8 protein-coding genes are annotated in these 10,522 nt (G+C 68.5%); 5 read left to right on the top strand and 3 right to left on the bottom strand.

Translation table 11 applies throughout. The features are described 5' to 3' along the window. Positions 1-66 precede the first annotated feature (66 nt). Entirely contained in the window at positions 67-612 is a 546-nt protein-coding gene (locus tag LGN10_RS07370; RefSeq protein ID WP_059646481.1) for an META domain-containing protein, read from the bottom strand. A 216-nt stretch (positions 613-828) separates the two neighbouring features. Here LGN10_RS07370 and purT point away from each other — a divergent pair, with 216 nt between their 5' ends. From purT to LGN10_RS07350, 4 genes are all read left to right on the top strand, one after another. Further along, entirely contained in the window at positions 829-2,043 is a 1,215-nt protein-coding gene (gene purT / locus LGN10_RS07365; RefSeq protein ID WP_059583706.1) for a formate-dependent phosphoribosylglycinamide formyltransferase, read from the top strand. An 18-nt stretch (positions 2,044-2,061) separates the two neighbouring features. Continuing rightward, positions 2,062-2,247, top strand: a complete 186-nt coding sequence (locus LGN10_RS07360) for a DUF6726 family protein (protein WP_006497052.1) — start codon at positions 2,062-2,064, stop codon at positions 2,245-2,247. Positions 2,248-2,340: 93 nt separating this feature from the next. Next, positions 2,341-2,721, top strand: coding sequence for an MliC family protein (locus tag LGN10_RS07355; protein ID WP_060010282.1), 381 nt, complete (start codon positions 2,341-2,343; stop codon positions 2,719-2,721). Positions 2,722-3,115: 394 nt separating this feature from the next. Continuing rightward, positions 3,116-4,675 carry a DEAD/DEAH box helicase gene (locus tag LGN10_RS07350; RefSeq protein WP_124862987.1) on the top strand — a complete coding sequence of 520 codons (1,560 nt, stop codon included), beginning with the start codon at positions 3,116-3,118 and terminating at the stop codon, positions 4,673-4,675. A gap of 268 nt (positions 4,676-4,943) precedes the next feature. Here the strand turns inward: LGN10_RS07350 and gluQRS are convergent, their stop codons facing one another. Further along, entirely contained in the window at positions 4,944-5,840 is an 897-nt protein-coding gene (gene gluQRS, locus LGN10_RS07345) for a tRNA glutamyl-Q(34) synthetase GluQRS (protein ID WP_059646495.1), read from the bottom strand. A gap of 35 nt (positions 5,841-5,875) precedes the next feature. Continuing rightward, on the bottom strand, positions 5,876-6,730 hold the full coding sequence (locus tag LGN10_RS07340; RefSeq protein WP_089465023.1) for a sulfurtransferase: 855 nt from the start codon (positions 6,728-6,730) through the stop codon (positions 5,876-5,878). Between the two features lie 215 nt (positions 6,731-6,945). On the opposite strand from LGN10_RS07340, the gene dnaE reads away from it, so the two are divergent. Then, the gene (gene dnaE, locus LGN10_RS07335) at positions 6,946-10,479 is read left to right on the top strand and encodes a DNA polymerase III subunit alpha (protein ID WP_059583697.1); all 3,534 of its coding nucleotides are present in this window, start codon (positions 6,946-6,948) and stop codon (positions 10,477-10,479) included. Positions 10,480-10,522: the final 43 nt, after the last annotated feature.

Genomic DNA, 10,522 nt, shown 5'->3' with positions numbered 1-10,522 from the left:
GTGGGTGGCACATGCGCGTGGCGCGCCACGCGAAGGCGGTCGGTCGGCCTTCGCGCGCGCCGGGCGTCAGGGGCTCCGGTGCGTGAACGTCAGCGTCGCGCCGGCCTCGGTCACGATCTGCAATTGCTGCGGCGCGCGCATCTGCACGCCGGTCTTCGCGATGTGGGCGAGCGCGTCGAGGTACGCGGCTTCGAGCTGGCCGCCGAGCGTGTTCGGGCAGGCCATTCGCGTGCCGGCGAGCGGGCCGAAGCTCAGCACGCCATTCTTGATCGCATAGGTGCCCATGTAGCGGTTGCAGCCCGAGAACCCGCTCGCGCGCCGGATGCCCGAATCGGTCGACAGCGCGAGCTTGATCGGCTCGCCGTTGTCGCCGTGCGGGATCGCGCGTTGCGTGCCGTCGGCGTTCACCCAGCGGGTGAGCTCCCAGCTCGTGTCGTCGAGCAACTGGACGGCGGCGGGGTTGTACGGGTCGGGTTCGGGGGCGGCGGAATCGGGATGGGTCGGCATCGCGCAGGCGGCGAGAAGCGTGGCAAGCGTCAGCGCGCAAAGCGGCGCGCGCAACGGACGAAACAGGCCGGTGCGTGCGCGTGCGGCCGCGGACAGGTGGGACATGAGCCTCGTTCCTCTTCGGATTCTGATCAAGGCGTAAGAGTAACGCACCCGCCCCGCGGCAGGCGAGCCGACACTTCGCGCGTGAAAACGTTCGCGGGCCGCCCACCGGCCTCGCACGACGACGCGCCGGCGCGGCCAAACCGCCCGAACCGGCCCGGATGCCCGTGTTAACATCGAAGCCGTTTTCGTCCTCCAACAGAACCAGCGGGAAATCACATGCAGATCGGTCAGCGGCTCGGTACGCCGCTTTCACCCTCGGCCACGCGCGTCATGCTGCTCGGCGCGGGCGAACTCGGCAAGGAAGTCATCATCGCGTTGCAGCGTCTCGGCGTCGAAGTCGTCGCGGTCGATCGCTATCGGGACGCACCGGGCCACCAGGTCGCGCATCGCGCGCACGTGATCGACATGACGGACCCGGCCGCGCTGCGGGCGGTCGTCGAGGCCGAGCGTCCGCACCTGATCGTCCCCGAGATCGAGGCGATCGCCACCGACGCGCTCGCGGCGATCGAGGCGGCCGGCCTCGCCGAGGTGATCCCGACCGCGCGCGCGACGCAGCTCACGATGAATCGCGAAGGGATCCGCCGGCTCGCGGCCGAGGAACTCGGCCTGCCGACCTCCCCGTATGCGTTCGCGGATTCGTTCGAAGCGTTCAGCGCGGCCGTCGCGAAGATCGGCATGCCGTGTGTCGTGAAGCCCGTGATGTCGTCGTCGGGCAAGGGGCAGTCGGTCGTGAAGACCGAGGCCGACGTGAAGCCGGCGTGGGACTACGCGATGGCCGGCGGGCGTGTGAACCACGGCCGCGTGATCGTCGAGGGCTTCGTCGATTTCGACTACGAGATCACGCAGCTGACCGTGCGCGCGATCGACCCCGCGACGCTCGACACGCGTACCTATTTCTGCGAGCCGGTCGGCCACGTCCAGGTGGCGGGCGACTATGTCGAATCGTGGCAGCCGCAGCCGATGAGCGCGGCGGCGCTCGAGAAGTCGCGCGAGATCGCGCACAAGGTGACCGAGGCGCTCGGCGGGCGCGGGCTGTTCGGCGTCGAGCTGTTCGTGCGCGGCGACGACGTCTGGTTCTCCGAGGTGAGCCCGCGGCCGCACGATACGGGCCTCGTCACGCTGGCATCGCAGCGCCAGTCGGAATTCGAGCTGCACGCGCGGGCGATTCTCGGGCTGCCGGTCGATCCGGCGCTCGGCACGCCGGCTGCGTCGGCGGTGATCTACGGCGGGCTCGACGAGCGCGGGATCGCGTTCGAAGGCGTGCGCGACGCGCTCGCGGTGCCGGGCGCGGACCTGCGCCTGTTCGGCAAGCCGGAAAGTTTCGCGAAGCGGCGCATGGGCGTCGCGCTGGCGACCGGCGCGACCGTCGACGAAGCCCGCGAACGCGCGAAGCGCGCTGCCGCGGCCGTGCGGCCCGTGTCGGCGCGCTGACGGAACGAGGAGCGGACGATGGCGTCGAGGTGGTTGCGTATCGGAAAGCTGGGCGCCGCGCTGGCGCTTGTCGCGAGTCTCGCCGGCTGCGGCCTGGCGGCCGCGCCGTGCCGCGTGGCGTCGGCGGGCCTCAAGATCGTGCCGCTCGTCGGCCATGTCGCCGCGGCGCCGACCGATGCGTGCGCGGATGTGATCGATCCCTGATTTCGGCCGCCGACGTGCCTTCCCGTCAACCGTATGGACAATCACCCCGCGCGCCGCGATGGCGCGTTTCCACCGTCTCGTGAGAGGACCTGCATGATTCGCTACACCCTCGCCGCGCTTGCGCTTGCCGGCGGTGCCGTTTCCGTCGCGCATGCCGCGCGATTGACCATCGAAGAGATCGACGCCGACACGCGCCAGCAGGTCGTCTACCAGTGCGCGAACCAGAAGCAGCCGGTGCGCGTGTCGTACTGGCTCGCGGGCAACGGCCAGAGCTTCGCGCTCGTGCCGGTCGACGGCAAGCGGTTGCTGTTCGTCGACACGGTGTCGGCGTCGGGCGCGCGCTACCAGGCCGGCCGCTATACGTGGTGGACGAAGGGCAAGGAAGCGACGCTGCGCGACGAGATCGCCGACCCGAAGTCGCCGCCGCTGCTGGGCGACTGCGTGCAGGTCGAGAAGAAAAAGAAGCAGGGCTGAGCGGCGGGCGCGGTTGCGGCACGCATTCGCGTATTCGCGCGTCGTGACGGCTGTCAGGCTGAAGGCCCGGTACGCGGATGGGCGGCGGACCGACTGGTACGAGGCTTCGGCATCGAACCCCCATTCTTGTTTACTGCCCGATACGGATAACCCGAGCGGGCGACCGTTCGCCCGCACGGGCTGGGGCAGTCCCGCCGCGCGAACTGCCGCCGCGGCCGTTCGCGGCGTTGTCGCGGACAGATTCCCGCACGGTGCTACAATACGGCCCTTTCCGCCGGCATTCGCGCCGAACGGAGTCCGCACGGCCTGGCGTCCAGCGTTCGCATTGAACCGGTCCCAAGCGCCAGAGCGGCGCCGCGCGGCGCGCCGCGGCTCCGTCTATTTCCGAATTGTGATGAGCGCAGGCCCGGCCGGCCTGACGCACGATGTCCCCGCCGCGCCTTTTGAGCGAAACGCCACCATGTCCGATTCTGTCGCCAAGCCCGTCGACGCAACCTTCGATCAATTCGGCCTTGCCGCCGATATCCTGAAAGCCATTGCGGAGCAGGGTTATACGACGCCGACGCCGATCCAGGCGCAGGCCATTCCGGTCGTGCTCGCCGGCCGCGACGTCATGGGCGCCGCGCAAACGGGCACCGGCAAGACCGCGAGCTTCTCGCTGCCGATCATCCAGCGCCTGCTGCCGCAGGCCAACACGAGCGCGTCGCCGGCGCGCCACCCCGTGCGTGCGCTGATCCTCACGCCAACCCGCGAACTCGCCGACCAGGTCGCCGCGAACGTGCACGCGTATGCGAAGCACACGCCGCTGCGCAGCGCGGTGGTGTTCGGCGGCGTCGACATGAACCCGCAATCGGCCGAACTGCGTCGCGGCGTCGAGATCCTGATCGCGACGCCGGGCCGCCTGCTCGATCACGTGCAGCAGAAGACGGCGAACCTCGGCCAGGTGCAGATCCTCGTGCTCGACGAAGCCGACCGGATGCTCGACATGGGCTTCCTGCCCGATCTGCAGCGCATCCTGAACCTGCTGCCGAAGGAGCGTCAGACGCTGCTGTTCTCGGCCACCTTCTCGGGCGAAATCAAGAAGCTCGCGTCGACCTACCTGCGCAATCCGCAAACGATCGAGGTCGCGCGCAGCAACTCGACGAACGCGAACGTCACGCAGATCGTCTACGACGTCGCCGAAGGCGACAAGCAGGCGGCCGTCGTGCAGTTGCTGCGCGATCGCGGCCTCAAGCAGGTGATCGTGTTCTGCAACAGCAAGATCGGCGCGAGCCGCCTCGCGCGCAATCTCGAGCGCGACGGCGTGGTCGCGTCGGCGATTCACGGCGACAAGACGCAGATCGAGCGGATGCAGGCGCTGGACGCGTTCAAGCGCGGCGAGATCGAGGCGCTGGTCGCGACCGACGTGGCCGCGCGCGGCCTCGACATCGCCGAGCTGCCGGCCGTGATCAACTTCGACCTGCCGTTCAGCGCGGAAGACTACGTGCACCGGATCGGCCGTACCGGCCGCGCGGGTGCGACGGGCGATGCGCTGTCGCTGTGCAGCCCGAACGAGCGCAAGCAGCTCGCCGACATCGAGAAGCTGATCAAGCGTCCGCTCGAAGTGCAGACGCTCAAGCTCGACAAGCCGGCGCGCCATCGTCACGACGATCGTGGCGGCGAGCGCGGTGGTGAACGCAACAGCGAGCGCGGTGGCGAGCGGGGCGGCCGGCGCGATCGCGACGAGCATCGCGGCGCATCGGCTCGCCGGTCGGGCAGCGCCGAGCGCGGCGGCCATCATCGCCGCCACGAAGCGCCGGTCGACGACTTCTTCCTGAAGCCGTACGAGCCGCAGGCGTCGGCGAAGCAGCCCGACGACGCGCAGCCCGCGCAGCAGCCCGAGAAGAAAGGGCCGAAGCGGCAGGTCGCCGCGCTGCTCGGCGGGTTCGGGATGCCGCGCAAGCCGTCGGCGTAAGCCGGGCGGAGCGGCGGGGGGCGGCGCGTGAGCGCTGCCGGCAAGCGGGCACATGCGACGAACATGTGCCCGTTTTTCATTGGGTGACGCGATCGGGGCGGGGTGGCGTGCGAGGCGGGGCTATTGCTTGCCGCGCGGGGCGGATCTTTTGGTGCCGTGTCGTCGCCAGGCGTGACGGTCATGCTTCCGTCACGTCGTCACGCGATCGGATTAGAGGCCGACTGACGCGCGAGCGTAGTCGGGCACGCGCCGGTGTCCCGCAGGCGACTCAACCCGCGCGCGGGCCGAAGCGACGCGCCCACGCATCGGTCGCGGCCGCGTAGAAGGACGCCATCGTATTGCCCGGTAGATCGCCATCGTCCGCCAAACCGAGATGCGCGGCCGCGGCCCGCAGCGCCGGAAGCGGATCGTTGCGTTCGAGCGCCGTCGCGCCCGTCTGCTTGCTGAGCTTTTCGCCGTTCGCATCGACCACGACGGGTACGTGCAGATACGCGGGAGTCGGCACGCCGAGGCAGCGCTGCAGGTAGATCTGGCGCGCGGTCGAATCGAGCAGGTCGGCGCCGCGCACGACATGCGTGATACCGGCATCGGCATCGTCGACGACGACCGCGAGTTGATACGCCCATTGGCCGTCCGCGCGTTTGAGCACGAAATCGCCGACTTCGGTCGCGAGGTTCTGCGCTTGCGTGTGCTGCCAGCGATCGTCGAACGTGACGAGCGCGTCGCTGCCGTCCGGCACGCGCAGCCGCCATGCGCGCGCGGGCTTGCCGTGCAGGCCGGTGCGGCAGGTGCCCGGATAGGCGAGCGTCGTGTGGCGTTCGTGGGCCGCGCGCAGCGAATCGGCGATCTCCTTGCGCGTGCAGCCGCACGGATAGACGAGCCCCGCCGCGACGAGCCGCTCGAGCGCGGCCGTGTAGGCCGCATCGCGCGTGCTCTGCCAGACGGGCGGCGCGTCGGGCGTCATGCCGAAATGGGCGAGCGTCGCGAGGATGTCGTCGGCCGCGCCGGGCACCGTGCGCGGGCCGTCGAGATCCTCGATGCGCACGAGCCACGTGCCGCCGTGCGCGCGCGCGTCGAGCCAGCTCGCGAGCGCGCCGACCAGCGAGCCGAAGTGCAGCGGGCCGGTGGGCGACGGCGCGAAGCGGCCGCGATAGCCGTGATTCATCGGCGGGGCGCGACGAGACGTGGCGAGGCGCGCCGTTACGCGGCGCTGGCTGCCTGCACGCAGGCCGGGCACGACTTGCCCGGCACGTAGCTCGGCGACTGTTGCGCTTGCGGCGTGACGACCGCGCGGCACGCGAAGCACGTGACGTTCGCGGTGGGCTGGAGCTGCGGATTCAGCGCGGTGCGGTAGTCGAACACGAAGCAGTCGCCGTGATAGTGCGCGCCGCCGACTTCCTCGAAGTACTTCAGGATCCCGCCTTCGAGCTGGTACACGTTCTCGATGCCGATTTCCTTCATGTGGATCGCGGCCTTCTCGCAGCGGATGCCGCCGGTGCAGAACGACACGACCGTCTTGCCTTCGAGGTCGGCGCGGTGCGCGTCGATCACTTCCGGGAATTCGCTGAACTTGTCGATCCGGTAGTCGAGCGCGTTGTCGAACGTGCCGACGTCGACTTCGAACGCGTTGCGCGTGTCGAGCATCACGACCGGGCGCCCCGTGTCGTCGTGGCCGCGGTCGAGCCACGCCTTGAGCGTGCGCGCGTCGACGAACGGCGCGCGGCCGAGTTCCGGCTTGATCGCGGGCTTCTTCATCGTGATGATCTCGCGCTTCAGGCGCACGAGCATGCGGCGAAACGGCTGCGAGTCGGACAGGCTTTCCTTGAACTGCAGCGTCGCGAACTTGCCTTCGAACAGCGGATCGTGGCGGATGTATGCGATGAATGCGTCGGTGGCTTCGCGCGTGCCGGCGATGAACAGGTTGATGCCTTCCGGCGCGAGCAGGATCGTGCCGCGCAGGCCCAGTTCGTTGCAGCGCGCGGTGACGAGCGGGCGCCATTGCTCGTTCGCGTCGAGCGATACGAAGTGGTAGGCGGCGAGGTTGACGATGGTCATGATGGTCCGACGGGAAAACGGCCGCACGCGGCCCGCAAAAAAGGGTGCGAAGCCGGGGCGTTGATTCGAAAAACCGTATTATCCCGCAAACGACGCCGGCATCGGTATCTGGCCGAACGGCCAGCCGCGCGACGCGTCGCCGCGTGCATCGGCCGAACGGCCAACGCGGGCATTTTTTGGGCAGCCCGCGCGGCGGGGCGGCTACAATAGCGCCCATGTCAGATCCTCGCTTCGTCCATCTTCGCGTTCACTCCGAATTCTCGATTGCCGACGGCATCGTGCGCATTGACGACATCGTCAAGGCGGCGGCCGCGGACGGCCAGGGCGCGCTCGCCCTCACCGATCTCGGCAATGCATTCGGCCTCGTCCGTTTCTACCAGGAAGCCCGCGGCAAGGGCATCAAGCCGATCGCCGGTTGCGACGTCTGGATCGCCAATCCGGACGACCGCGACAAGCCGTCGCGGCTGCTGCTGCTGGTCAAGGACAAGGTCGGTTACCTGAATCTCTGCGAGCTGCTGTCGAAGGCGTGGCTCACGAACCAGTACCGCGGCCGCGCGGAACTCGACGCGAGCTGGCTCGACGGCGAGCTCGCGCAGGGGCTGCTCGCGCTGTCGGGCGCGCAGCAGGGCGATATCGGGCTCGCGCTGGCCGCCGGCAACGAAGAAGCCGCGCGCCGTCACGCCGCGCGCTGGGCGAGCGTATTCCCGGGCGCTTTCTACATCGAGCTGCAGCGTTACGGCCAGCCGGGCGCCGAGGCGTACATCCAGCAGGCCGCGACGCTCGCCGCGTCGCTGAAGCTGCCGGTCGTCGCGACGCACCCGACGCAGTTCATGACCGACGACGATTTCACCGCGCACGAGGCGCGCGTGTGCATCTCGGAAGGCGACATCCTCGCGAACCCGCGGCGGCAGAAGCGTTTCACGACCGACCAGTATTTCCGCACGCAGGACGACATGGTCGCGCTGTTCGCCGACCTGCCGTCGGCGATCGCGAACACGGTCGAGATCGCGAAGCGCTGCAACCTGAAGCTCGAGCTCGGCAAGCCGAAACTGCCGCTGTTCCCGACGCCGGACGGCATGTCGCTCGACGACTACCTGGTCCAGCTGTCGAAGGAAGGGCTCGAGACCCGCCTCGCGCAGTTGTATCCGGTCGAAGCCGAGCGCGACGCGCAGCGCGACACGTACTACAAGCGCCTCGAATTCGAGTGCGGGACCATCACGAAGATGGGCTTCCCCGGCTACTTCCTGATCGTTGCGGACTTCATCAACTGGGCGAAGAACAACGGCGTGCCGGTCGGGCCGGGCCGCGGCTCGGGCGCCGGCTCGCTGGTCGCGTACGCGCTCGGCATCACCGACCTCGATCCGCTGCGCTACAACCTGCTGTTCGAGCGCTTCCTGAACCCCGAGCGCGTGTCGATGCCCGACTTCGACATCGACTTCTGCCAGCACGGCCGCGATCGCGTGATCCAGTACGTGAAGGAGAAATACGGCGCGGACGCCGTGTCGCAGATCGCCACGTTCGGCACGATGGCCGCGAAGGCGGCCGTGCGCGACATCGGCCGCGTGCTCGACCTCGGCTACATGTTCACCGACGGTGTCGCGAAGCTGATTCCGTTCAAGCCCGGCAAGCACGTGACGATTGCCGACGCGATGAAGGAAGAGCCGCAACTGCAGGAGCGCTACGACCACGAGGACGAAGTCCATCAGTTGCTCGATCTCGCGCAGCGCGTCGAGGGCCTCACGCGTAACGTCGGGATGCACGCGGGCGGCGTGCTGATCGCGCCCGGCAAGCTGACCGATTTCTGCCCGCTGTACACGCAGGGCGACGACGGCGGCGTGGTCAGCCAGTACGACAAGGACGACGTCGAAGCCGTCGGCCTCGTGAAGTTCGACTTTCTGGGGCTCACGACGCTGACGATCCTCGACTGGGCCGAGCGCTACATCCGCCGCCTCGATCCGTCGAAGGCCGACTGGTCGCTCGCGCAGGTGCCGCTCGACGATCCGGCCTCGTTCCAGATCCTGAAGAAGGCCAACACGGTCGCGGTGTTCCAGCTGGAAAGCCGCGGGATGCAGGGCATGCTGAAGGATGCGCAGCCCGACCGCTTCGAGGACATCATCGCGCTCGTGTCGTTGTACCGTCCGGGCCCGATGGACCTGATCCCGAGCTTCTGCGCACGGAAGCACGGGCGCGAGAAGGTCGACTATCCGGATCCGCGCGTCGAACCCGTCCTGAAAGAGACCTACGGCATCATGGTCTATCAGGAGCAGGTGATGCAGATGGCGCAGATCATCGGCGGCTACTCGCTCGGCGGCGCCGACTTGCTGCGTCGCGCGATGGGCAAGAAGAAGCCCGAGGAGATGGCCAAGCATCGCGAGATCTTCGCCGAGGGTGCGGCGAAGAACGGCCTCACGCGCGAGAAGTCCGACGAGATCTTCGACTTGATGGAGAAGTTCGCGGGCTACGGCTTCAACAAGTCGCACGCGGCCGCGTATGCGCTGCTCGCGTATTACACCGCGTGGCTGAAGGCGCACCATCCGGCCGAATTCATGGCGGCCAACATGACGCTCGCGATGGACGACACCGACAAGGTGAAGATCCTGTTCGACGATTGCGTGTTGAACAACCTCGTCGTGCTGCCGCCGGACATCAACGCATCGCATTACCGTTTCGAGCCGGTCGCGGAAGCCGACGGCAAGCGCTCGCGCACGATCCGCTACGGCCTCGGCGCGGTGAAGGGCAGCGGCCAGAACGCGATCGAGGAAATCCTGCGGGCCCGCGAGGAAAAGGCGTTTACCGACCTGTTCGACTTCTGCGAGCGGATCGACCGGCGCGTCGTCAACCGCCGCACGGTCGAGGCGCTGATCCGCGCCGGCGCGTTCGATTCGCTGAACCCGAACCGTGCGCAGTTGATCGCGTCGGTGCCGCTCGCGATGGAAGCGGCCGACCAGGCCGAAGCGAACGCGATGCAGGCCGGCCTGTTTGACATGGGCGCCGAGTCGCCGCATGCGCACGCGCTCGTCGACGAACCCGCGTGGGACGACAAGCGCCGTCTACAGGAAGAAAAGGGCGCGCTCGGCTTCTACCTGTCCGGCCACCTGTTCGACGCGTATCGCGACGAAGTGCGCCGCTTCGTGCGGCAGAAGGTCGGCGACCTGAAGGAAGGGCGTGACAAGCTCGTCGCCGGCATCATCGCGTCGCTGCGCACGCAGATGACGCAGCGCGGCAAGATGCTGATCGCGCTGCTCGACGACGGCTCGGGCCAATGCGAGATCACGATCTTCAACGAACAGTTCGAGGCGAACAAGGCATTGTTCAAGGAGGACGAGCTGCTGATCGTGCAGGGGCAGGCGCGCAACGACGCGTTCACCGGCGGCATTCGCTTCACGGCCGATACCGTGATGGATCTCGAACGCGCACGCAGCCGCTATGCGCAGGCCGTGCGGCTGACGATGAACGGCAACGCCGACGCGCTCGCGCTGCGCCGTGTGCTCGAGCCGCATGTGGCGAAGGACGAGCCGGCCGCCGCGAACGCGGTCGAAGCGCCCGCGCCGCGCGGCGGCGGACGCGATGGCGGTCGCCGCCCGCAGGCGCCGCTGCCGAACGGGCTGGCGGTGCAGATTCACTACAGCAATGCGCGCGCGCAAGGCGAAATGCGTCTGGGCGACGCATGGCGCGTGAAGCCGAGCGACGTGCTGCTGGCGGAGTTGCGAGCGGCGTTCGACGGCAGCGTCGTCGAAATCACGTACTGATCGCGTTCCACTTCGACGGCTGTCGCCTATGCACGGCCCGTCG

The sequence above is a fragment of the Burkholderia sp. AU32262 genome (assembly GCF_020419985.1).
Lineage (GTDB): Bacteria > Pseudomonadota > Gammaproteobacteria > Burkholderiales > Burkholderiaceae > Burkholderia > Burkholderia semiarida.
This window is presented reverse-complemented; position numbering and strand designations above follow the sequence as displayed.

Bases quoted from the DNA above. Each gene is read 5' to 3' on its own strand.
- purT (WP_059583706.1), top strand. From the start codon at position 829: ATGCAGATCGGTCAGCGGCTCGGTACGCCGCTTTCACCCTCGGCCACG.
- LGN10_RS07360 (WP_006497052.1), top strand. From the start codon at position 2,062: ATGGCGTCGAGGTGGTTGCGTATCGGAAAGCTGGGCGCCGCGCTGGCG.
- LGN10_RS07340 (WP_089465023.1), bottom strand. From the start codon at position 6,730: ATGACCATCGTCAACCTCGCCGCCTACCACTTCGTATCGCTCGACGCG.
- LGN10_RS07370 (WP_059646481.1), bottom strand. From the start codon at position 612: ATGTCCCACCTGTCCGCGGCCGCACGCGCACGCACCGGCCTGTTTCGT.
- LGN10_RS07350 (WP_124862987.1), top strand. From the start codon at position 3,116: ATGAGCGCAGGCCCGGCCGGCCTGACGCACGATGTCCCCGCCGCGCCT.
- gluQRS (WP_059646495.1), bottom strand. From the start codon at position 5,840: ATGAATCACGGCTATCGCGGCCGCTTCGCGCCGTCGCCCACCGGCCCG.
- dnaE (WP_059583697.1), top strand. From the start codon at position 6,946: ATGTCAGATCCTCGCTTCGTCCATCTTCGCGTTCACTCCGAATTCTCG.
- LGN10_RS07355 (WP_060010282.1), top strand. From the start codon at position 2,341: ATGATTCGCTACACCCTCGCCGCGCTTGCGCTTGCCGGCGGTGCCGTT.